The sequence below is a fragment of the Paludibaculum fermentans genome, from assembly GCF_051172195.1.
Classification (GTDB): Bacteria; Acidobacteriota; Terriglobia; order Bryobacterales; family Bryobacteraceae; genus Paludibaculum; species Paludibaculum fermentans_A.
In genome coordinates, this window is record NZ_JBPJAQ010000002.1 from 87952 (window position 1) to 110801 (window position 22850).

Here is a 22850-nt window from a genome sequence, read left to right on the forward strand (position 1 = left end):
GTCCCATCTTTGATACCAGAGTCGGAGGACTATTTGTCGGTCAGGGCCGCCACACCAGGCAATACCAGGCCCGACAGGAACTCCAGCGAAGCGCCGCCGCCCGTCGAAATGTGGCTGATCTTGTCGGACAATCCGGCCGACTTCACGGCCTTCTCCGAATCACCGCCGCCCACTACGGAGAGCGCTCCGGATTCCGCCACGGCCGTTGCCACCGCAAAGGTGCCCTTGTCGAACGGCTTCTTCTCGAACACGCCCATCGGGCCGTTCCAGATGATCGTCTTGGCCGACTTCAACACCGCTGCGAACTCGGCTACCGTCGCCGGTCCGATGTCCAGGCCCATCATGCCTTCCGGAATCTCCGTCACCACTTCGTTCGGAGCGTTCTCGGCAAACTCAGCCGACACCACGTGATCCACCGGCAGCAGCAGCTTGTCGCCGGAAGTGGCCAGCAGCTCTTTCGCGAGCTCCACCTTGTCCTCTTCCACCAGGCTCTTGCCGGTCGCCTTGCCCTGCGCCTTCATGAACGTGTAGGCCATCGCGCCGCCAATCAGCAGGCGGTCGACGAACTTCAGCAGGTTCTGGATCACTTCGATCTTGTCCGAAACCTTCGCGCCGCCCAGGATGCCCACGCAGGGGTGTTCCGGGTTCTGCGTGCACTTGAAGAGGTACTCGAGTTCCTTCTCCATCAGCAGGCCGGCCGCGGCCGGTTTCAGGAATGCGATGATCCCTTCCGTCGACGCGTGGGCGCGGTGCGCCGTGCCGAAGGCGTCGTTCACATACACATCGCCCAGCTTCGCCAGTTGCTGCGCGAACGCCGGATCGTTCTTCTCTTCTTCCGCGTGATAGCGCAGATTCTCGAGCAGCAGGATCTCGCCCGGAGCGGGCAGCATCGCTTCCACTTCTGCCCCAATGCAGTCGGGCGCGAACGCCACCGGCTTGCCCAGCAGCTCGGCCAGCTTGACAGCCACCGGCTTCAGGCTCATCTCTGGATTCACTTTGCCCTTGGGACGGCCCAGGTGCGAGGCCAGCACAAGGCCGGCGCCCTGTTCGAGAGCGTACTTGATAGTGGGGAGAGCCGCTTTGATGCGCTTGTCGGACGTGATCTCCTGGCCGCCAGGGGCCAGCGGGACATTGAAATCGACGCGCATGAAGATGCGCTTGCCCTTCAGATCGAGATCGCGGATGGAGAGTTTAGCCATAGGAATGAAGACCTCATTAGAGATCGTATCATCCGTAAATGGCGGGCCGCCGGGCGAGGGAGGGGGTGTCGTTCGTGGAGTTTCGATATTTGGCCACAGATGGACACAGATACACACAGATGGAAGGCTGAGTTCAGAAGGACCGGGATTGGGGCAGCCTTCGAGGTTGCCCGGCCCCTCCCGTTACTCCCTCCTTCTGGCCGCAATCTGTGTTCATCTGTGTTCATCTGTGGCTAAAATTAGCGCTCCGATTGGTGAGAGGTTGTGCTCGCTTGCGGAACTCTCTGATTGGGCCGCAGATGGACACAGATACACACGGATCGGAATCTGAGATTACGGAAGAAGTGATTGGGGCTGCCTTCGAGGTTGCCAATGTTCTGGGGGCCGGGTTCCTGGAGAAGGTCTACGAACGGGCGCTGATCCGTGAACTGGGGTTCCGTGGTCTGCACGCCAAATCACAGGTCTCCCTGCCTGTCCGCTACAAAGGGCAGTACATTAGCGAGTATGTGGCCGATCTCATCGTTCAGGACAGAGTGATCGTGGAATTGAAGTGCGTGGAGCGGTTCGCGAACGAACATCTGGCCCAGTGCATCAACTACCTGAAAGCCTCCGGCCTACACGTCGCCCTGCTCCTGAACTTCCAGCGATCGAAAGTGGCCTGGAAGCGCGTGGTCTTCGACCTGTAACTGGCTCCAGAATAGGGTGCTCCCAGGGCCGGGCGGAGAACCGTCCGCCGCCCGGCTTCCAGGATGAGCCTCAGGCCGGAATCGAACCCTTGCGGATGATCTTCTCCATCACCTCGGCGAAGGTGTCCACTTCCTCCAACGTCGTGTAAACATTGGGCGTGATCCGCAACCCGTGATACTCACCGGGTGTCACGATGGCCACGGTCCAGATGCGGTATTTGTCCATCAGGTACTTGGCCAGCGCCGGCGCGTCGAATCCGTCCACCTGGATGAACCCGATCCCGCACGACTGCTCCGGATCGTCGCTGTTCAGGATTTTGACCCCCGGCAGCTCACGCAGCTTGTTCGACCAGCGGCGCCGCAGGTAGCGCAGCCGTTCCGCCTTACGCTCCGCCCCGATACTGTCGTGGAATGTCAGCGCTTCCGTAATCGCGTTCCGCTGCGAAGCCGGATGCGTGCCGATCTCCTCGAACTTGCGGATATTGTCCGCCATGTTCTCGGGCGCGGCCATCATCGGCCAGATCTTTGGAATCTTGGATTTACGGACATACAGCATGCCCGTCCCAATCGGCGCCAGCACCCATTTGTGCAGCGACGTGCCGTAGTAGTCGCAGTCCAGGTCCTCGTGCTTGAACGGGAACTGGGCGAAGGCATGCGCGCCGTCCACCACCACTTCGATCCCACGCGCCCGGGCCATCTGGCAGATCTTCTTCACCGGGAAGATCTGGCCCGTCCGGTTCGTGATGTGGCAGATGTGGATGACTTTGGTCTTCGAGGTGATGTTCTCTTCAATCCGCTTGGCCAGGTAGTCCAGGCTGGGTGGAGGCACCGGGAAGGTGATCTGCTTCAGCACAATGCCGTCCCTGCGCTCGCGCTGCTTCCAGGTCGTGATCATGCGCGGATAGTCCTGGTTCGTGGTCAGGACTTCATCCCCGGCCTTCAGCTCCATGCCGAGCTGTACGATCTCCAGCGACTCGCTGGCATTACGCGTAATGGCGATCTCTTCCGGGTCGCACCCGAACGTGCGCGCCAGCCGGCGCCGCACCGTTTCGATCCCCGGGTCGAGCACGTTCCACATGTAGTAGGACGGGCTCATGTTTTCTACTTCGAGGTAGCGTTTTTCAGTATCCATGACCATTCTCGGGGACGGTGAAACGCCGCCGTTGTTGAGATTGATCAGGTTGCGATCGACGGTGAACGCGTGACGGATGTTGAGCCAGAAATCTTCATCCCTGGCCACGGAATCGGCCGGCCGGCCGGAAACAGCCCCTACCGCGGACTGGGCGCGCGCCACAGAATCATGCTGCAAAACTGCGAGCGCCCCTACGGTGGAGGAGACGAAACGTCGTCGGTCCATGAGACACAATAACGGCGGCTGGGCCGGCAGGTCAACCGGAATAGCCGCTTTGACCCTTAAGATGCCGGACTATTTGGGAAATGAACTACTTCTCGGCGGGTACGCCCGTCAGCTCCACTCGCAGCCCGGCCTGCTGGTAGGCCTCCAGCAGGGCTCCGGCGGCCGGCTCGAACGCCGGCGTCACCACCTGCATGTCGTTGGTCAGCTCCACCCGGCTCCGAAACGCCGTCATCAGCGTGTCGCTCTTGAACACGCCGCCAATCGGGGCCACCGGCACAACCTCTTCCCGGGTGAACAATTGGAGCCGCGCGGCCCGCGTGATCCCGGCGAGTTGCTGCGCCGCCTCGCCCAGGATGTCCGTCGCCACTTCATCGCCCTGCGAGGCCGCCCGCACCACAATCTGCGACATGGCCGCGATCTTCGGCCGCGGGAACTCCGGCGTGTAGAACTTGTGCATCAGTTCGTTGGCATTCGACGCGCCGGTCGCTTCCAGCAGCAGCGCCCGCAGTACGGTCTCCGGACCCCAGCCCTCTTCCATCCGCAGCGCGGCCCGCAGGCCCTGCCGCGTGATGTCGAAGCCGCCGCCCTCATCGCCGTAGATATAGCCCCAGCCGCCCACCCGGGCGAACTTGCCCGTCCCGTTGCGGCCATAGCTGATCGACCCGGTGCCGCCGATCGTGATGATCCCCGGCCGGCCCGCATGGGCCCCGGCCAACGCAATCACGGCATCGTTCGTCACCACCCGGCTGCCGATGCTGAACATCTCCGCGATCAACGCGTCCTTGTCCGCCGGACCGCCGGAGAAGCCCAGGCAGGCCGCGCGGAAGTGGGTGTCTGCCGGCAGGCCCGCTGCTTCGCGCGCCTGGCCGACACATCCGCCGATCGCGCCCATGAACTTGGCCCGCGCTTCGGCCGCGCTGACGTGGTTGCAGGGTCCGCCCCGGCCCATGCCCAGCACGCGCCCCGTCTCATCGCCAATCAGTGCGGTGGTCGACGACTGGCCGCCGTCCACCCCCAGAAAATACTCAGCCACTCGGTGTCACTCCAGCTTATACAGTCGCACGTTGTCCACCATGGCCGTCTGCCGGATGCCCCACAGGTCGGCATGCTCCCGGAAGTCATCCGCCTTGTAGTCGTCATCGCTGATCAGCAAGTAGGCCACGCCGTCCCGCTTCAGCTTGTCCATGGCCATCCGGCGCATGCCCAGCGGCGGAGCCAGGCCCGATGCCTTGGCCTCGTGCGACAGCTCCCGCCACTGGCCCGAGGCATCTCGGCCCTCCAGCTTCAGCCGCACCGCATACTGGTCCCTCGTCACGTCCAGCTTCACGGAGTCCACCGTGCGCGCATGGCCGAACGCCACTTCCACATACATGCCAGGCCGGATCCCGGCCCACGACCGCCAGCGGGTCACCGGCGAGTTGTCGAACGCCTTCTGCACATCCCACGCGGAGGGGCGCGCCTGCAGGCGCCAATCGTCGTCCCGGGGCAATTCCCGGGCCTGTGCCAGAACACGGAACTCCGTGATGCTCCAAACGTCTCGCGAAGCCGGGGTGCCCGCCTCGGGCGACGCGGTCTGCACCACCCGCAGGCCGGTCAACGACTGCGCCGGGAACCGGAACTCGAGCTGCTGTTCCGGCTGGAACTCCGCGATCAGCGGCGTCAACAGATAGTCGCGCAATTGCTCATTCGGCCCGCTCTGGAAGCTGGCCCGGATCTCGCGCGTCGTGTAGCTGTCCGCGATCGGCGACATCGAGTAGATGATCGATCCCTGCGGCGTCGCGCCCTCCACCATCCGCGCCAGCCGGTAGGCCGGCCACTTGTCCGCCAGCCACGCCTCCACCTTCTTCCCGCGCAGCGCCTGCTTGAACGGGATCTTGTCGATCCGCCAGCCGTAGGGATCGCAGTAGCGGTCCGGCTGGCCCGGGAAACTCAATACCGCATGCGCCAGCACCAGCACCGGCAACGTGATCGAAGGCAAGCCTGCCGCCAGGGCCAGCGACCAGAACGGCAAAGCGGGGATCAGGAAGCGCGTTCCGATGTTGGCGGCATAGGTCAAAGAGAACAGTACCGCGCACAGCAGCGCCCGCCGGCCGGCTTTCGAACGCAGGCCCAGCAGCGCCAGCGGCGTGAGCAGGAACAGCGGGCCCAGGAAACCGCCCAGAATCCGGCCTCTTACCGTCAGCTCCAGCGGGATGTCCTTGAGGCTCTCCAGCCCCACATACCAGCGCATCGACCGCGCATAGTCGTCCTCGAAGCTGGCGTGCACGAACGGGTTCGGGAAGTAGGCATTCAGCAGCGGCGCGAACGGATTGCCGGTCCAGATCCAGTTGCGCAGCACCCACGGCAGCACCATGCACGCCGCGGGCAGGCAGGCGATGAGGATGTGGCGCCAGCGGCGCTGGAACGCATACCGCAGTACCACATAGACGACGGCCAGAAACGCCGTGTACTTCAGCGCGTAGCAGAACCCCGCCAGCAGTCCGGTGAGCGCCGGCGGAGCATCAATCTCGCACAAATAGAAGACCGCGAACAGCAGGCAGGCCACCGCCACGTCGTTGTACGCGCTGGCGCCGTCGATCATGACGACGGGACTGATCAATACGAAGAGTCCGGCCGCGGCGCCCGCGCCGGGAATGCCCTGGCGCTGTCCGTAGCGCAGCAGCAGCAGCGGCAGCACGAGCAGAAACGCGCAGTGCACCAGTGCGGCGGCCGAGTGTCGTCCAAACGCCCAGGCGGAGAGGAACAACATCTCCAGTCCCTGCGACAGGAAGGAGTACATGTTCGACGAGATGAGCTTGAAGCCGTGCGCCCGGCAGATGTGGCCGACGATCCCGAGGTGATAGGAACTGCCGTCCGGGCTCCACTCCGGCGCCATCGCGTAGATGACGGCAATCCCGGCAAATATCGTGTACAGCGGCCAGAACGTCCACTGCCACAACCGGGGCAGGGCAGGCAGGCGTTCCCCGCTGATGCGGTAAGCGCGCGTTCTCCAAACCAGCACGAACACCACGAGACCCAGCACCAGGAACGTCGCGTCGTAGATCAGGTGCACGCAGGCCAGCAGGAAGATGATCAGGCTCAGCAGCGGCGCGCCGGCCACGAAGGCGAACAACGGCTGCTCTTCGCGTGTGAAATTTGGCTTCAGGCGCTGCAGCAGCAACCGGCCCAGCCCGTAAGCAGTGGCGATGGTGAACAGCGCTCCAAAGAGGATGGAAAACGCTTTGGGCATCCGGCCGTTTCCCTACTGCGCGAACCCAATGCTCGTGATGATGAAGCCGCGCTGGACTCCATCCGCGGGCGAGGTCCACAGTTTGTCGATCTCCAGCCGCACGAGGTTCGTGCGCACGGTGGTGAGCCACTCTTCCGGCACCGCCTTTTCGAACAGCCGTTGCCCTGGCTTCGGGAAGTCGAGCGTGTCCAGCAGGTGCGAACCCACGGCGATAGTGATCTTCACCGGCCCGGTCTGCGCGAATGTGATGTCCGGAACGGTGAGGTCAGCCTTCAACCGCAGGGACTTCGTGGTCGGCACCTGGAACTGGAATGTCGGGCTCTTGGTCACCCACCGCCAGGCGCCGTCGTGAAGATCCGGCACAACACCCGCGATGAAGTGGTCCGCTGCGTTCGGCATGCTCATTCCAATGTAGTGGCTGAGCTTGATGTCACCGCCCACCTCCATCGGCTTGCGCTGCACGGGCGGGCGATAGGGTTCCGGGTATTTCACACAGCCTGCCAGCAGCAGCGGCAGGGCGAGGATCAGGATACGGCCCTGCATTTACAGAACTGCCTTGTCTTTCGCGTAACACAGCCCTTCCATCGGGCACTCGCCGCAGCGTGGCTTGCGCGCCACGCAGAGCTCGCGGCCAAAGTGGATCAGTTGGTGCGAGAAGAGAATCCATCGGTCCCGCGGCAGAATCTTCATCAGATCCTGCTCCACCTTCACCGGATTGGTCTCCTTCGTCAGGTCCAGCCGCAAGGCGATGCGGCCCACATGCGTATCGACCACAACGCCGCTCGGGATCCCAAACGCGGTGCCCAGCACCACATTCGAGGTCTTGCGAGCCGCGCCCGGTACAGTCAGCAGTTGCTCGATCGTGCGAGGAATCTCGCCGCCAAAGTCCTGGATGATCGTGCGTGCCGCGCCCACGATGCTCTTCGCTTTGTTGTTGAAGAAGCCTGTGGACCGGATCACCTCGGAAACTTCGCGCACATCGGCCACCGCCAGGTCCTGCATTGTGGGGAACTTCCGGAACAGTTCCGGAGTGACCATGTTCACGCGGGCATCGGTGCACTGCGCCGACAGGATGGTGGCCACCAGCAGCTGCCACGCATCCGCATGCTGCAACGCACAAGTGACGTCAGGATAGCGCTGCGACAGGATATCGAGAATGCGAAAGAGGCGTTCCTTGCGCTCGGCCGCTGACCGGGGCCGTGAAACTTTGCTCATGAGAATGCAGTTTGAATTGCTCTAACATGGTAGCATTGCGTTTCCGTATTCTCCTCGTAGCAGTGGCGTTGCTGGCCTTTTGCAGCGCGCTGTGGGCTCCTTTTCAGTTCGACGATTTTTCCCTCCTGAATGATCCGTCGCTGAATTCATCCAACGGCTGGCAAAACATCTTCAAGGCAACGCAAACACGTCCGCTAACGTTTTTCTCGTTCTGGCTGAACCTGCGTGTTTCCGAGGCTCCGTGGACCTTCCACCTGGTCAGCCTGGCCCTGCACCTGGCCTGTGTCTGGCTGGCCTCGGGGCTGCTGCTGGAACTGCTGCCGCTGCGGGCGGCCTGGCTGGCTTCGGCGCTCTTTGCCTTCCATCCCCTGCAGACAGAGGCCGTCGCTTACGTCTTCTCCCGCGCTACGCTGCTGGCGGCCCTGTTCTGCCTGCTCTCGCTGTCCAGCTGGTTGAAGGGGCGGCGCTGGTGGGCGTTTGGTTTGTTTGCCTGCGGGCTGCTGGCCAAGGAAGAGGTGGCCGCGTTCCCCTTGTTTCTAGCGCTGCTCGAATGGTCGACTCGGCGGAGCAAGGCGGCCATTGCACCCGTTGCGGCCATGTGCGCGGCCTCATTGGCGGCTGGGCTGCGGACGATCTATGCCACTGCGGCAATCGCGGGTTCGGGCGCGGGTGCGCAGGCCGGGCTCACTTCGTTTGACTACTTCAGCTACCAGGGCGTGGCGATCCTGCGCTACCTGCAACTGCTGCTGGTGCCGCTGGGGTTCACGGTGGATGCCGAGGTGCGGGTACCGCCCATGGCGGCGGCAGTGGCTTGGGGCGTGATTGTGGTGGTGGCGATTCTGGCCTGGCGCACGGTGCGCGCGGCGCAGCCCGGGTTCTGGGTGCTGGGCGGGCTGCTGCTGCTGCTGCCGAGTTCCTCGATCTTCCCGGCCGAGGATCTCGCCGCCGACCGCCGCATGTACCTGCCTTTGTTCTGCTTCGCCGCGCTGTTCGGCATGCTGCTGCAGAAGGCTGACCGCAAGCTGCTCTACGGCTACGCGGCGCTGCTGGTCGTTCTGAGTTTTGCCCAGACCCGGGTGTGGATGTCGCCGGAAGCGCTGTGGATGGAGGCGGCGCGGCATGCGCCGGGGAAGATCCGGCCGAAGCGGCAACTGGCTCGCGTGGTGCCGCCGTTGCAGGCGGTGGAGCTGATGGAGGAGGCGAAACGGCTGGCTCCGGAGGATGCGGCGGTGGCGACGGACCTGGGGCTCAGTTATCTGCGGGCGAACCAGCCGGAAGTGGCGTTGGGGGAGTTTGGACGGGCGCTGGCGCTGGATCCCAATTCAGCCCCGGCCATTCACAATCGCGGGATGGCGCTGCTGCTGCTGGGGCAGGCGGATGCGGCCAAGGGGGATTTCGCACGGGCCCTGGAGAAGGACCCGTGCCTGTTCGATGCCCACTGGAATCTGCGCCGGCTCGGGGTGATCCGAAACCTGCCGGCCGGTTGTGCCTGGACCAGGCGCCAGGCGGAACTGCTGGTGCGGCCAGGGCTCAGTTCGGCGCCGTGACCACAAACTGGGTCTTGAGGAACTGCCAGTCCGGCAACTCGTAGATCTTCATCTTCGTGTTGAGAATCGCCTCGAACTCCTTCGATCCATTGGCCGGTACGCTGCCCACCTTGGCGGCGATGACGGAGACCGGCTCGGCATCAGGCTTGGCATCCACGGTATTGAGCACAACCTGGAGTTCCAGTCCGGACACCTCGGCGGGCGAATGGTTGATCACGGTGAAGCGCACGACCGATTTCTTGGCCTCGTTCTCAAAGAGGCGCACACCCACCACTTCCAGGTACTTGGAGTAAGGGTTCTTGGAGGCGGCCGGATCGAGCGGTTTGGTGGCGGTGGTGGACGCGGTGGAAGTGGAGCCGCGGCCGCCGACGAACTTGTACAGCCCGAAGAGCGCACCACCCAGGACGACGACGGTAATGATGCCTACCAGCCAGGCCGGCATGCCCCTTTTCGGTTCAGCGATGGTGTAGACCGGCTGGGCGGGCGGCGGCACGTATTGGGCCTGAGGCGGTGGCGCGTACTGCGGCTGAGGGGGCGGCGCGTACTGCTGCGTCGGAGGAGCGTACTGCGGCGGCTGTGGAGGTGGGGCAGCCTGGGGGGCATACTGAGGCGGAGCATATTGAGGCTGCTGGGGTTGCGGCGGCGCAGGGGCGGGTGCGGGCGGCTGGCCTCCGGCCGCTTGCTGCCGGCGCTCCGCGCAGGTGGGACATTCTGAATAGGAGGGGGGAACCTCCCGGCCGCATTGTGGACAGATCCAGGTGAACATGTGGGTTCTTTATACTTTAGACCTTTTACTTGTATCTCTTGGTCAGGTCATCTGATAGATGCGGCTCGCGGCTATCCGGTTGCCCCTAGGCGACGCGATATCGTTCGATCTCCTGTGGTATCAGTTCGATGCCGAAGCCAGGGAGCTGGCGAGGGGTCATGTAGCCGTCCACCGGCTTCATGGGATTGGCCAGGACGCTATCGAACATCTTCACCCCAGAGGCGGCCAGGAAGTACTCGACGAAGATGGCGTTCGGGATGGCGGCGCAGAGCTGGCTGTGGAAGTCCCAGTTGTAGTGCGGGGCGATGGGGATGTCCAGGGCGGCGGCCATGTGGGCGACCTTGAGCCATTCGCTGACCCCGCCGACGACGGTGACGTCGGGCTGAAGGATCTCGGCGGCGCGAGTCTCGACCAGTTGGGCGAAGGCCCAGCGGGTGGCCTCGAGTTCGCCAGTGGCGACGGGTGTACGGATGGCCTCAGCGATCTTCGCCATGGCGGTCAGGTTGTCGGCGCGGACGGGCTCTTCGATCCAGAAGGGCTCGAACTCTTCCAGTCGGTCCATGGCGGCGATGGCTTCGGGCGCACTCTTCCAGCCGCCGTTGGCGTCGAGCAGGATGTCGACGTCATCGCCCAGCGCCCGGCGGACCGCGCCGATCCGTTTGGCGTCCTCTCGCGAGGACTGGCCTCCGACCTTGAGTTTCAGGGCCGTGAAGCCCTGTTCGACCACGGCTGAGGTTTCGCGGACGAGGTCGTCGAGGGTCTGGCCTTCGCGGTAGTAGCCGCCGGTGGCATAGCAGCGCAGCTTGCGGGAGTGGACGCCGAGCAGTTCCATGACCGGCAATTTGGCGGCTTTGCCGCGCAGGTCCCACAGGGCAATGTCGATGGCGCTGATGGTGCGGAGGGCGGCTCCGCGGCGTCCGGCCTGGATCGACTGGCGGTACATCTCGCCCCACAGGTACTCGGTGTCGAAGGCGTTGGCGCCGAGGAGGAGCGGGCGGTAGATCTGGTTCACCAGTTCGACCATCGCCTTCGAGCCGTCGTAGCCGAGCGTGAAGCCGGTACCGGAGAGTCCATCCTCCGTGAGGATGGTGACAATCAGGTGATCGCGGTGTGTGATGAGGCGCACGGCGTCGGCCACGGGCTTGGGCAGGGGGATCGAAATTGCGATGGCATCAACCTGGAGGATCTTCATCTCGCTACGATGATGGCATGGAATTCCTGTGGGGCGGCGGGCGCAAGAGAGAGACGGTGGCCCTGCTGCCCGGCGCCTGGAATCCGCCCACGCTGGCTCATCTGGCGATGGCTGAAGCCGCGCTCGAGTGGGCGGAAGAGGCGGTGCTGGTGCTGCCCCGGACTTTCCCCCACAAGGCTGCGGACGGGGCGGCGCTGGAGCGCAGAGCGGAGTGGCTGGTGGCGCTGGCGGGCGAGCATCCGGGGCTGGCGGTAGCCTGGAGCGAGGGCGGGTTGTTCATCGATATGGCGCGGGAGGCGCGGCAGTCCTTGGACGCCAGCCGCGTGCTGCTGGTGTGCGGCCGGGATGCGGCGGAGCGGATTGTGGGTTGGGACTACGGCGCCAGCGACTCGATTGAGCGGCAGTTGGCGGAGTATGAACTGCTGGTGGCGCCTCGGCAGGGGGAGTATGTACCGCCGGCCGGGCTGGCGACACGAGTGCACGCCCTGCACTTGGGCGACGGGTGGCACGAGGTGTCTTCGTCGGAGGTGCGGGCGCGGATGGCGGCGCGGCAGGAGTGGGCCAGCCTGGTGCCGGCCCGGATCCGGGATTCTGTCCGCGACGCTTATTAGCCGTTAGTCCTGCGGGCCGTGCTCGAGGAACGCGCGGAGGCGGTGACTCCGGCTGGGGTGGCGCAGCTTGCGCAGCGCCTTGGCTTCGATCTGGCGGATGCGTTCGCGGGTGACGGCGAAGTGCTGCCCGACCTCTTCGAGAGTATGCTCGCTGCCGTCCTGCAGGCCGAAGCGCATCTTGATGATCTTCTCTTCGCGCGGGCTGAGGGTCTTGAGGACCTCGGCCGTCTGCTCGCGCAGGTTGAGGTTGATCACGGCTTCCGACGGAGACACGACGCGCTTGTCGATGATGAAGTCGCCCAGATGGGACTCTTCTTCCTCGCCGACGGGCGTTTCGAGGGAAATGGGTTCCTGGGCGATGCGGAGGACCTTGCGCACTTTGGGTACGGAGAGGTCGAGCCGCTTGGCGAGTTCCTCGGTGGTGGGTTCACGGCCGAGTTCCTGCTGGAGCTGGCGTTGGGTGCGGACCATCTTATTGATGGTCTCGATCATATGCACCGGGATGCGGATGGTGCGGGCCTGGTCGGCGATGGCGCGAGTGATGGCCTGGCGCACCCACCAGGTGGCGTAGGTGGAAAACTTGTAGCCGCGCTGGTAGTCGAACTTGTCGACGGCCTTCATGAGGCCGATGTTGCCTTCCTGGATGAGGTCGAGGAACTGCAGGCCGCGGTTGGTGTAGCGCTTGGCGATGGAGACGACCAGCCGGAGATTGGCCTCGATGAGCTGTTTCTTGGCGGCGTCGGCTTCCTGCTCGCCGTGCTCGTCCATGCTGAGTGTGCGGCGCAGGTCGGTAGCCGAGGCTCCGAAGTCCTGCTCGAGATCCTGGATCTTCTGGCTGGCGGTTTTGAGGTCCTTGCGGTGGTCCTTGACCAGATTGGGGTCGAGGCGCTGGGCGTCCTCGATGGCCCGCTGCAGCCGGGCGATCTCCTTTTCCAGCGGGCGGAACTGTTCGACGGCGCTGCGCAGCCGGCTGGAGAGGTGCCGGTAAATTGTCGAGCTGAACTGAAGTTTCCGGATGTCGCGCGAGATTTTGACCAGCGAGCGGGCCAGTGCCCAGCGGGTGGCGCGATATTGCTTCGGTTTGGTGCCGCGCGGCGTAGCGATCAATTTGAGCTTGGTCTGCTGGGCCTTGCGGAGCTGTTTGGCTATCTCTTCGACGGCGGCGAGGAAATCGACGCGGAACTTCTCCAACTCTTCATCTGTAGTCAGTAGATCGGGTAAGGAGAGAACGTCGCGCAGGCTGAGTTTGCCCTCTTCGACTTCGCGCGCGATTTCGAGCACCTCGCGGACGACGAGCGGGGAGCGGGACAGGGCGCGGACGATCATTTTCTGGCCGTGTTCGATGCGGCGGGCCAGGTCGATCTCGCCTTCGCGGGTGAGCAGGGAAACGGTGCCCATTTCGCGCAAATACATGCGAACAGGGTCGTTTGTCTTCTCAGAGCTTTCCTGGATGAGATCCGCTTCAGCGAATTCATCCGCGTCTTCGCCCTTCTTGTCCAGGTCGAGCTTCGGCTCTTCCAGCAGGTCGACGCCAGCCTCGTCGAGCCCAGCCAGGAGGTCTTCGAGCTCGGGGCCCGTGTTCAGATCCTCGGGAAGGACTTCGGAAACGTCATCGTAGAGAACGTAGCCTTTTTCCTTGCCCATGCTGATGAGTTTTTGAAAGCGGCTATATCGTTCTTCCGTTGCCACGGAAACCTCGCCAGTAATCCCCTTGCCTATACTTCTCACTCATAGTACAACAGCGCGTCGGATGAATAGTGCCGGGCGCGTCAGGATCGTTTCAGGGCATTGAGCTCTTCCATCAACTGAAGGGCTTCCTCCATGTTGCCCGATCTCTCAGCGTCCTTGATGCGCTGCCGAAGATCGGCCAGATGTACATCACGTTCTCCGAACGCCAGTTGCCGCACGCAGGCGATGGCCTGCTCCGTGGTGAAGTTCTGGCTCAGGGTATCATCGGCAAACACGAGCGATACCAATAGAGCTTTGTCAGGTTCGCTCAAGCGGGCTTCGACGGACGAGTAGGAGGGCGTCTCGCCTTCCTCGGCCAACTGCAGAATCACTTCGAATATACGAGCCGAACGGAACTTTGTTACGACGGAGAGGCCGCGCAGCACGGGGACGATCTCGGCGCGGGCTTCGGAGTTGTCGAGCAGGGCGTGAAGGAGGAGGACTTCGTTGGCGTCGGGGGTATTCTCCTCGCGCCTGGTCACCCTGCCGCGCTTTTCGGCTGCCGCCTTACGGAATTCGTCCAGAACGATGCCGGGTTCCATTTTGAGGTACTCGGCGACATCGTTGGCGACGGCGAGGCGGTCGAGCTTGTCGGGCATTTTCTGGATGGCGGGCAACAGGAACTGGAAGGCGGCGACGCGGCCCTCGGGGGTGTGGAGGTCGAGGCGGGTGCGGGCGCGATCGGCCAGCCAGTGGAAGTAGCCGCGCGCGTGGCGCAGGGCATCTGTGTATGCTCCGGCGCCGTTGGCCTTGATGTATTCGTCAGGATCGAGTCCGCCGGTGAGCGAGAGGACGCGGAGGCGGACGCCCTCCTCGAGGAGGATGGGGATGGACTTTTCGGCGGCGTTGGCTCCGGCGTTGTCGGGGTCGAAGTTGAGGACCACTTCTCCGCCGTGGCGGCGGAGGCTGCGCACCTGGAAATTGGTGAGCGCGGTACCGCAGGAGGCGACGACGTTGCGCACTCCGGCCGCATACACTCCGATCACGTCCATATACCCTTCTACCAGAATGCTGAACCCGGCATCCTGTATGGGTTTGCGCGCGCGGTTGAGGTTGTAGAGCACGCTGCGCTTCTGATAGACGTCCGAGTCGCCGGAATTGAGGTACTTGGGTTCGTCTCCGTCGGCCAGGGCTCGGGCCCCGAAGCCGATGACTTTGCCGGTTTCAGAGTGGATGGGGAACATGAGCCGGCCGCGGAAGACGTCGTAGTGGCCGGTGCCCTCGTTGCGCAGGCGGATGAGGCCGCTGGATTCCATTTCGGCGTGGGTGAAGCCCTGTTTTTCGAAGATCTTCACCAACATCTGGCCGCCGCGCTCAGACAGGCCGAGGTTGAACTCTTCGGCGATAGCTTGGGACAGGCCGCGGTGTTTGAGGTAGGCGCGCGCCTCCTGCCCGGCTGGAGAGAAGAGCAGGTCCTGATAGACCTTGACGGCGATCTCGTTCATCTCATAGACCGCGCCGCGCTTCTTGGCCTCTTCGTCGGCCAGGTCAGAGCGTTTGGGCAGGGGGATGCCGTTGCGCTCGGCCAGGTACTTGAGGGATTCCCAGAAGGTAAGGCGTTCCATCTCCTGGACAAACTTGAAGACGTCGCCGCCGGCGCCACAGCCGAAGCACTTGTAGAACTGGTGAGTGCCGTGGACCGAGAAGGAGGGGGTCTTCTCCGTATGGAAGGGGCAGAGGCCGATGTAGCGGGTGCCCGCGCCACTGCGTTTCAGGCTGGGCACATATTCGCGCACCACCTGAACGATGTCTACTGCCGACTTCACCTGATCGACGAGTTCTTTGTTCACGGTACGAGACTGAACGGTGCTTCCATTATCGCGCGCGGTAATCTCCGCGGCTGAAGTACTTTTCCAGCCAGCAGTAGAGGGCGATGAAGAGGTAGCGGCTGCCCATCTCCTTGATTTTGAGCTTGGACTCGCCGAAGCGGCGGTTGCGCCAGGAGATGGGCATGACGGTCCAGGAGTAGCCGCGGACGATGGTCTTGAGGGGCAGTTCGACGGTGAGGTTGAAGTGGGGTGACAGGAAGGGGCGGCAGCCTTCGATCACCTCGCGGCGGTAGGCCTTGAAGGCGTTGGTGGTGTCGTTGAGGGGAATGTTGAACAGGATGCGGATGAAGAAGTTGGCCATGCGGTTGATGGACAGCTTCAGCCAGGGGTAATCGATGACGACGCCGCCGCGCACGAAGCGCGAGCCGAAGACGGCATCCCAGCCTTCATTGAGGAGTTGCCAGTATTGGACGACGTCGCGGGCGTCGTCGGATTCATCGGCCATCATGACGACGACACAGTCGCCCTGGATATGGTCGAAGCCGAAAGTGATGGCGCGTCCGAAGCCGTGTTCGCCATTGTTCTGAACGGGATGCAATTCGGCGATGCGGGGCATGAGGCCCTGCAGCACGCTCCAGGTGGTATCGGTGGAGCCGTCGTCCACGACCACGATTTCGTGGGGGATTCCGCGGCCGCGCAGTTCGACGTGGAGGTGTTCGACGGTGAGGGCGACGCAGCCTTCCTCGTTGTGGGCAGGAATGACGACGGACAGCAACTGGAGGGGCGGATGCTTCTCCGGCGCGGGCGTTTTCATAGGCCGCTCAATTCCAGCCAATGGGGGTGCAGTTCCGCGTGCTCAGCGATCTCTTCGGCGATGGTGTCGAGGCCCATGGCGGGGGTCCATCCGAAATCGCCCTGGACGCCGGTGTTGTTCATGACCACCCACGGTATGTCATAGGGGCGGGGGCGTGGGTCGGAGGCAGGGGTATGGACTCCGGAGCGGGCATCGCACCAGGCGTTTAGGTGGGCCAGCGACCAGGCGTTGCGCGGGCCGCCGCCGGCGGTGTAGATTCGCTGGCCGCCGTCGCGGGTGGTACGGATCTGGGCGAGCAGGAGGGTTGCCAGGTCGGAGGGGTGGAACGCGTCGCGCACCTGGCGGCCGAGTCCTTCGAAGCCGATGTAGCGGAGGGGGCGGCGGCGGAGATGGGCATTGATCCAATAGGCGAAGATGCCCTGGTCGGGGGTGCCGAACTGGCCGGCCCCGGCGAGGACGCCGCAGCGGGTGATCCAGACGGGAAAGTCGAAGGCAGCGCCATACTCCAGGGCCATGACCTCCGAGGCGAGTTTGGTGGCGCCGTAGAGGGAGATAGGCGCGGCGGTGGAGAACTCCGTGCCGATGCCATCCGGGGTGACGCCGGCCGGCAGGGGTTGGGTGTCGTCGAGGACGAAGGCGTCACCGGCCAGGTGCAGGGGCAGGCTGGCGAGGGCGGGGATGGAATAGACGCGGCTGGTGCTGAGCAGGAGGACCCCGGCGTGGTGGGTTTTGGCGTACTCGAGGACATTGCCGAGGCTGGCCAGGTTGTGTTCGAAGAGCTGGCGGCTGCTGCCTCCGCCCGCTACGCCGGCCAGGACGCTGGGATTGGCGGCGGCATCGATGATCCAGTCGGAGGCCGGCAGGGAAGCCAGGTCGCTGGCGGAACGGATGTCGCCGTGAAAGAACTCGACGCCAAGGCTCTTAAGGGCCTGGCGATTGGTTTCGGCGCCAGGGCGCATCAGGTTGTCGATGCCGAGGATCTGGAGCCCTTCGGAGCGGGCCAGCAGCGAGCGCGCGAGGGTACTGCCGACGAAGCCGCAGATGCCTGTGATCAGGATCTTCATATTGCCGCGGTTTTGAGCCTCTGCATCCAGCTTCCCGCGATCTCCTCAAAGATGGTGAGGAGCGGTTTGCTGATGTTCCAGGCCGGATAGTGTGCCTGCATCTTGCGAAGGTCGCTGTAGTAGCAGATGTGATCGCCGATGCGGTTCTCGTCGACATAGCGCCAGTGCATGGGCTTGGCGGTGACCTGTTCGGCGAGCTGGAACGCCTCGATGACGGAGCAGGCGTTGTCCTTGCCGCCGCCCAGGTTGTAGACCTCGGCGATGCGGGGCGCTTTCCAGAATTCGTACATGAAGCGGGCGACGTCCTCGGAGTGGATGTTGTCGCGCACCTGTTTGCCCTTGTAGCCGAAGACGCGGTATTCGCGTTCCTCGACGTTGCACTTGACGAGGTAGCTGAGGAAGCCGTGGAGTTCGACACCGCTGTGATTGGGTCCGGTGAGGCAGCCGCCGCGCAGGCAGCAGGTGGGCATGCCGAAGTAGCGGCCGTACTCCTGGACCATGACGTCGCCGGCTACTTTGGAGGCTCCGAAGAGGGAATGTTTGCTCTGGTCGATGGAGAAGTCCTCGGCGATGCCGTGTTCGTAGGCGGGATCGTCGTAATCCCAGCGGGTGTCGAGTTCCTTCAAGGCGATGGTATTGGGCCGGTCGCCGTACACCTTATTGGTGGACATGTGGATGAAGGGGGACTCGGGGCAGTGCTGGCGGGCCGCCTCGAGCATATGAAGGGTGCCGAGGGCGTTGACTTCGAAATCAAGGAAGGGGATGGCGGCGGCGCGGTCGTGGGAGGGCTGGGCGGCGGTATGAATGATGAGGTTGGGGCGGAGTTCGCCCATGAAGGCGAGGAGCCGGTCGCGATCGCGGATATCGAGCGCCTCGTGGCGGTAGCCGGGGATCTCCTGCCTGAGACGGCCGAGGACCCAACTGGTGTCGCCATCGGGCCCGAAGAAGACGGCGCGATGGTTGCTGTCGATGCCGGCCACATGGAAGCCCTGTCTGGCGAAATACACGGCTACTTCCGATCCGATCAGACCGCAGGAGCCTGTCACGAGTACGCAAGGTTGACTCATATCCGATTGCCTCCTCAAATGGCGCGCACCTGTTCCATCGGCGTAAGCCGCCTCTTTCATGATGCTACGAACCGGGGGGCGGAGCGAAGGCGCGGTAGAGCTGGCCTCCGGCGACCGCATCCAGGGGTTGAAGGCGCCAGCGAAGTTCTTTTAATCGAAGGACTTGCCAGTTGAGGTGGGCCGGGCCTCGGGTGAACAGGAGGAAGTCGCGGCGGCCGGGCAGGAACTGGTCGAGTGTGCTGACCGGTACGGGATGGAATTTGGCCAGGGCGAGGAGGAGCCGGACGGCTCCGTCGGTGGTGCCGAGGCGGTTGGCCGCTTCGAGATCGCCGACGAAGGTGAGCCGCGTGCGTTCGGCTGGTTTGGCGTAGTACCAGGCGGGGAGGAATTCGAGCGGATTGGTGACGATTAGCAGTTCTGCCGGAGACGAGCGCAGGGCCTGGAGGGCCGGGCTGGATTCGCCATCGAGCACGGCTGCCGACTCGGTCCTCAGGCTCAAGGCCTGGCGGCCCGAGAGGACGAGAAACGCGACGAGGAGGCTGAGGGTGAACGCACGCGGCATGCCGCCCGGTTTCCATTCGAGGAGCAGGGGGATGGCAGCGGCGTAGCCAATGACTACAGGCATGGTGTAGCGTTCGTTGAAGCCGCCGTTGGTGGCGAGGGTAAAGACCAGGCTGATGATGGGGAGGCAGAGGAGGCTGAGGGCCAGGACCTGTGCCTGCCAGCGGGCGCTGGCCGGAGGCTGGTGGAGGATGGAACGCAGGAGATAGAGAAAGCCGAAGGCGAGGAAAACGAGGGACAGCGCGAGAGGGAAGCCGAGCAGGTTGCCGTAGTAGTAGGGCAGTCCGCCGATCTCGGGCCGGGCCCAGAAGTGAGCGGCGAAGTCCTGTTTCATGCGCAGCAGCAGGGGCAGGGCGAAGAAGGTGGGGATGGCGGCGGCGGTGAAGGCGGCCCAGACGGACCAGCGCCAGCGGCGATTGGCGAGGCTGAGCGCGGCCTCGGCCAGGGCGAAGCAGAGTACGGAGAGGGGGGCGAGGTAGTGGAGGTTGGTGGCGAGGATTAGTAGAAGCGCGAGGGCGAGGGTCCAGAGCCAGTGGCGTGCTATGCGCTGCCAGCAGGCGGCGGCCAGGGCCAGGACGCCGACGAGGAGGGCGTAGGGGCGGGCTTCCCAGGCGTAGGCCGAGACAGGGGTGAGGGACAGGAGCAGCGCGGCGGCGACGCCGGCGGCGCGGCCGTTCACGGGGCATACGAAGAGGTAGACGCCGACGAGGGCCAGCAGCCAGCCGAGCAACTCGGGGGCACGCCAGCGGATGTGATCCTCCAGGGGGAGGGCGGCGATGATGGCGTTGATCCGGTAGTAGCCGGGCGGCATGCCGTCGCAGCCTTCATAGAGTGCCTGCCAGCGGGATTCCGGCGTGGGCAGGCGGCTGACCTGGAGGGTGAGGATCTCGTCGAACCAGAACGGTTTGACGGTTGCCTCCCAGAGGCTGAGGGCGGCGGTGATGAGGAGGACGAGGCCGAGGGTAGAGCGTGCGGTCCACGGGCCGGGTTCGGCCGGACCTTCCAGAATGAGCCGTCGAATCCAGTTATGGGACGCCTGGGGCACCGCGCACCAATGTAAAGCGGCGCGGTGCCCCAGGGCAACTGAGGGAGGAGAGAGAGACTACTTGTGGCCGTAGGTGATGGAGACTTCGGTGCCTTTGTCGCTGTTGCCTACGGTGACCATGACGGTGTGTTTCGAATCGGAGTTTTCGGCAGTGACCAGGCCGCCTTTGGAGTCGCCGGAATCTCCACTGATGTTGGAGGTGATTTTGAAGCCGGCGCCTTTCAGTTCCTCGTTATAGAAGCTGAGCACTTTCGAGACGGAGTCGCTGGTGGTGAAGTGGGCCATGCCGCCTTCCCCGTTGTGCCCGCTGGCGGAGATGGTGCCTTCCGGTTTCGATCCGGGATATTCGGGGACCCAGGAAGGCAGTTTGATATCCGTGCCGGCGCCGAAGGAGACCTTGTCGCCTGTGCTGTCGTCGGAAAACGTGATTTTGCCGTTCTTGACGTCATCCGCGTTGATGGTGATCGTCTTGCCGGTCTTCTTTTCGCGGATGGTGAGGACGCCTTTTTCGTCGTCGACGCGGATGACTTCGACGTCGGGATTGAGCGCGGCCATGACTTTGGCGGCGGCGAGCTGGGGATTCCTCTGGGCCAGATCCGAATCGAAGCCGGCGTCCTTGACCTTGTGGGCGACGAAGAAGCCGGCGCCGACGACCAGGATGCCGATGAGGAGGCAGAAGCCGCCGAGGCCGATGAGCACCCAGCCCAGCGGTCCGATGCCTTTCTTAGCGCCTGCGGCCGGCGGTGGGGCCTGCTGGCCGAAGCCGACGGGCTGTGGGGCGGGCTGTTGTCCGAAGCCTGCCTGCGGCAGCGGCGCCTTCTGGGAGCCGAAGCCCGCGGGGGCCTGGCCGGTTTGAGCCGCGGCCTGGCCGCACTTCTGGCAGAAGTTCCCCTCTACGGGCGATCCGCAGCCTGTACAAAATGTCATGATGACCTCCGATCCACTCATGCTATGAAATGCACGGCCCGGTGTCGAGGTTGTCAACGGCCGTCATGCGGTGCCCTCGAGCCGGATATACTGTGCGCGAATGACCAAACGACTTTCCGGTCCAGCACTCTCCGGACGCGCCGCAGTGCTTCTGCTCTGCCTCGCCGCTTCCGCCGCCGCCCAGTCGAAGGCGCAGCCTACGCATGACGAACGAATGGAATGGTTCCGGCACGACAAGTTCGGCATGTTCATCCACTGGGGGCCTTACTCCGCCCTGGCCGGCGAATGGAAGGGCCAGCAGGTGCCGGTGGGCACGGAGGCGGAGTGGATCATGCAGCGCTTCAACATCCCGGTGGCCGATTACCGGGAGACCGCGCGCGGGATGAAGCCGGTGAAGTTTGACGCGGAGGCGTGGGTCGCGCTGGCGAAGGCGACGGGCATGAAGTACCTGGTGTTGACTGCGAAGCACCACGATGGTTTTGCGATGTACCGCTCGAGCGTCTCGAAGTACAACCTGCTGGACTGGGCGAAGTTCGATCGGGATCCCGTGCAGGAGTTATCCGCCGCGTGCCAGAAGGCGGGGATCCGGTTTGGGGTGTACTACTCGCACCGGGAAGATTGGGATCATCCCGACGGGTTTGGGAACAACTGGGATTTCGACCGGTCGAAGAAGAATTTTGAGCGTTATCTGGAGGAGAAGTCGAAGCCGCAGCTGCGGGAGCTGTTGTCGCGGTACGGACCGATCCACCTGGTGTGGTTTGACCGCGGGATGGACACTCCGCAACATACGCAGCAGTTCATCGACATCGTGCACGAGCTGCAGCCGAAGTGCCTGATCAACGGGCGTGTGGGCGACTACGGCGCCGATCTCATGGGCGACTACCAGAACATGAATGACAACGGGATGCCGAATGGCGGACTGCAGGAGGACTGGGAGACGCCGCAGACTCTGAACACGACCTGGGGCTATAGCAAGTTTGACCAGCAGTGGAAGACGCCGGGGGAAGTGATCCGGCGGATGGTGGAGATCGTCGGCAAAGGCGGGAATTATCTGCTGAACATCGGGCCGATGGCGGACGGGACGATTCCGGCGCCGAGTGTGGCTACGTTGAAGGCGGTGGGGACGTGGATGCAGGCCAATGGGGAGAGCATCTACGGGACGGCGGCGAGTCCGCTGCCGGCGCAACCCTGGGGGCGGAGCACGGTGAAAGGGAACAAGGTGTTCCTGCATGTATTCAGTTGGCCGGCCGACGGCATCCTGCGGGTGCAGGGATTGACGAATGCGGTGAAGGCGGCCTATCCGCTGGCGGCGCCGTCGCAGAAGCTGGCGCTGAGCCGGGAGAGCGGGGTTCCGCTGGTGACGTTGCCCGCCAAGCCGCTGGATCAGAACGATACTGTGATCGCGCTGGAGCTGGACGGGCCTCCGCACGCGAATGCGCCGATCGTGGTGCAGGGCAGCGATGTCGGTTTCGATCTCGACTATCTGGAAGCGGTGACCACCGGCAAAGCGGTGAAGAGGTTCAACCGCAGCGGCAAGTTCCACATTGCCAAATGGACGGGGCCGGCGGATTCGGCGGCGTGGCAGTTGCTGTTAAGCCAGGGCGGCGAGTATGAGGTGCGCATCCGCTACTCGGCGCGGGCGGAATCGAAGGGCGCCGGTTTCGTGGTGAACATCGGCGGGCAGACGGTGCGCGGTACGGTTTCGGTAACGGGCGAAGGCTATGAGTACAAGACGTTTGATTTAGGGCGGGTGCGGCTGCCGAAGACGGGACCGCTGACCGTGAAGCTGCAACCAGCGGCGGACACTGGTCACAACCTGATGTTCTTCCAGTCGCTGGAGCTGAGCCCGGCCGGGCACCGCATGGTGGAGTAGGTTCGGCGATTGGCGGCGGATCGAAAGAAGGCCCTACGGGTGGCGCCGTGGGATAGTAATCTGATACATCAGTAGTTATTCGAACGGGGTCCATTTGTTGGAATTGAGAAGACTTGCCAGGGCGCAAAGCGCCCCAATACCGCTATCGCGCGGGAGCCAGGGGATTGTCACACCTGGGCCGCCGCACGGGGATCCCGAGT

Annotated in this window: 19 protein-coding genes; 4 read left to right on the forward strand and 15 right to left on the reverse strand. The window is 63.8% G+C overall.

The annotated features are described in order from the left end of the window. Window positions 1-29: 29 nt before the first annotated feature. Entirely contained in the window at window positions 30-1199 is a 1170-nt protein-coding gene (locus ACR9Y2_RS27130) for a phosphoglycerate kinase (protein ID WP_435045004.1), read from the reverse strand. A gap of 299 nt (window positions 1200-1498) precedes the next feature. Between ACR9Y2_RS27130 and ACR9Y2_RS27135 the strand changes: the two genes are divergently transcribed. Beyond that, window positions 1499-1885: a GxxExxY protein gene (locus ACR9Y2_RS27135; RefSeq protein ID WP_435045005.1), complete on the forward strand. Its 387-nt coding sequence runs from the start codon at window positions 1499-1501 to the stop codon at window positions 1883-1885. 70 nt (window positions 1886-1955) lie between these two features. Here the strand turns inward: ACR9Y2_RS27135 and ACR9Y2_RS27140 are convergent, their stop codons facing one another. The 5 genes from ACR9Y2_RS27140 to nth all read right to left on the reverse strand — a co-directional run bounded on the left by ACR9Y2_RS27140 (window position 1956) and on the right by nth (window position 7686). Further along, window positions 1956-3242 (reverse strand): aminotransferase class V-fold PLP-dependent enzyme, encoded by a 1287-nt coding sequence (locus tag ACR9Y2_RS27140; RefSeq protein WP_435045006.1) that lies wholly within the window; start codon window positions 3240-3242, stop codon window positions 1956-1958. A gap of 85 nt (window positions 3243-3327) precedes the next feature. Next, window positions 3328-4275 (reverse strand): N-acetylglucosamine kinase, encoded by a 948-nt coding sequence (locus ACR9Y2_RS27145; protein WP_435045007.1) that lies wholly within the window; start codon window positions 4273-4275, stop codon window positions 3328-3330. A gap of 6 nt (window positions 4276-4281) precedes the next feature. Then, window positions 4282-6471 (reverse strand): hypothetical protein, encoded by a 2190-nt coding sequence (locus tag ACR9Y2_RS27150; RefSeq protein WP_435045008.1) that lies wholly within the window; start codon window positions 6469-6471, stop codon window positions 4282-4284. Window positions 6472-6483: 12 nt separating this feature from the next. Beyond that, the gene (locus ACR9Y2_RS27155; RefSeq protein ID WP_435045009.1) at window positions 6484-7014 is read right to left on the reverse strand and encodes a hypothetical protein; all 531 of its coding nucleotides are present in this window, start codon (window positions 7012-7014) and stop codon (window positions 6484-6486) included. After that, entirely contained in the window at window positions 7015-7686 is a 672-nt protein-coding gene (gene nth / locus ACR9Y2_RS27160; RefSeq protein ID WP_435045010.1) for an endonuclease III, read from the reverse strand. It lies immediately after the preceding gene. A 26-nt stretch (window positions 7687-7712) separates the two neighbouring features. Here nth and ACR9Y2_RS27165 point away from each other — a divergent pair, with 26 nt between their 5' ends. After that, window positions 7713-9233 carry a tetratricopeptide repeat protein gene (locus ACR9Y2_RS27165; protein WP_435045011.1) on the forward strand — a complete coding sequence of 507 codons (1521 nt, stop codon included), beginning with the start codon at window positions 7713-7715 and terminating at the stop codon, window positions 9231-9233. Here ACR9Y2_RS27165 and ACR9Y2_RS27170 read toward each other — a convergent pair. Both ACR9Y2_RS27170 and ACR9Y2_RS27175 read right to left on the reverse strand, forming a co-directional pair. Then, window positions 9217-9675 (reverse strand): hypothetical protein, encoded by a 459-nt coding sequence (locus ACR9Y2_RS27170; RefSeq protein WP_435045012.1) that lies wholly within the window; start codon window positions 9673-9675, stop codon window positions 9217-9219. The two genes, ACR9Y2_RS27165 and ACR9Y2_RS27170, sit on opposite strands and share 17 nt — an antisense overlap. 409 nt (window positions 9676-10084) lie before the next feature. Then, window positions 10085-11191: a mandelate racemase/muconate lactonizing enzyme family protein gene (locus ACR9Y2_RS27175; protein WP_435045013.1), complete on the reverse strand. Its 1107-nt coding sequence runs from the start codon at window positions 11189-11191 to the stop codon at window positions 10085-10087. 17 nt (window positions 11192-11208) lie between these two features. On the opposite strand from ACR9Y2_RS27175, the gene ACR9Y2_RS27180 reads away from it, so the two are divergent. Beyond that, window positions 11209-11802, forward strand: coding sequence for a hypothetical protein (locus ACR9Y2_RS27180; protein WP_435045014.1), 594 nt, complete (start codon window positions 11209-11211; stop codon window positions 11800-11802). Window positions 11803-11805: 3 nt separating this feature from the next. Here ACR9Y2_RS27180 and rpoD read toward each other — a convergent pair whose 3' ends face one another. The 7 genes from rpoD to ACR9Y2_RS27215 all read right to left on the reverse strand — a co-directional run bounded on the left by rpoD (window position 11806) and on the right by ACR9Y2_RS27215 (window position 20777). Beyond that, complete coding sequence (rpoD, locus tag ACR9Y2_RS27185) at window positions 11806-13491, reverse strand: RNA polymerase sigma factor RpoD (RefSeq protein WP_435045015.1); 1686 nt, start codon at window positions 13489-13491, stop codon at window positions 11806-11808. A gap of 80 nt (window positions 13492-13571) precedes the next feature. Next, on the reverse strand, window positions 13572-15320 hold the full coding sequence (gene dnaG / locus ACR9Y2_RS27190; RefSeq protein ID WP_435045016.1) for a DNA primase: 1749 nt from the start codon (window positions 15318-15320) through the stop codon (window positions 13572-13574). A 25-nt stretch (window positions 15321-15345) separates the two neighbouring features. Beyond that, entirely contained in the window at window positions 15346-16113 is a 768-nt protein-coding gene (locus ACR9Y2_RS27195; protein ID WP_435045017.1) for a glycosyltransferase family 2 protein, read from the reverse strand. Next, complete coding sequence (locus tag ACR9Y2_RS27200; RefSeq protein ID WP_435045018.1) at window positions 16110-17177, reverse strand: NAD-dependent epimerase/dehydratase family protein; 1068 nt, start codon at window positions 17175-17177, stop codon at window positions 16110-16112. The genes ACR9Y2_RS27195 and ACR9Y2_RS27200 overlap by 4 nt, the downstream gene beginning before the upstream one ends. Continuing rightward, window positions 17174-18244 (reverse strand): NAD-dependent epimerase/dehydratase family protein, encoded by a 1071-nt coding sequence (locus ACR9Y2_RS27205; RefSeq protein ID WP_435045019.1) that lies wholly within the window; start codon window positions 18242-18244, stop codon window positions 17174-17176. Before ACR9Y2_RS27205 ends, ACR9Y2_RS27200 begins: the two co-directional genes overlap by 4 nt. Window positions 18245-18308: 64 nt before the next feature. Continuing rightward, window positions 18309-19850 carry a hypothetical protein gene (locus tag ACR9Y2_RS27210; protein ID WP_435045020.1) on the reverse strand — a complete coding sequence of 514 codons (1542 nt, stop codon included), beginning with the start codon at window positions 19848-19850 and terminating at the stop codon, window positions 18309-18311. A 57-nt stretch (window positions 19851-19907) separates the two neighbouring features. Then, window positions 19908-20777 carry a hypothetical protein gene (locus ACR9Y2_RS27215; RefSeq protein ID WP_435045021.1) on the reverse strand — a complete coding sequence of 290 codons (870 nt, stop codon included), beginning with the start codon at window positions 20775-20777 and terminating at the stop codon, window positions 19908-19910. Window positions 20778-20877: 100 nt separating this feature from the next. On the opposite strand from ACR9Y2_RS27215, the gene ACR9Y2_RS27220 reads away from it, so the two are divergent. Further along, complete coding sequence (locus ACR9Y2_RS27220) at window positions 20878-22650, forward strand: alpha-L-fucosidase (RefSeq protein WP_435045022.1); 1773 nt, start codon at window positions 20878-20880, stop codon at window positions 22648-22650. Window positions 22651-22850 lie beyond the last annotated feature (200 nt).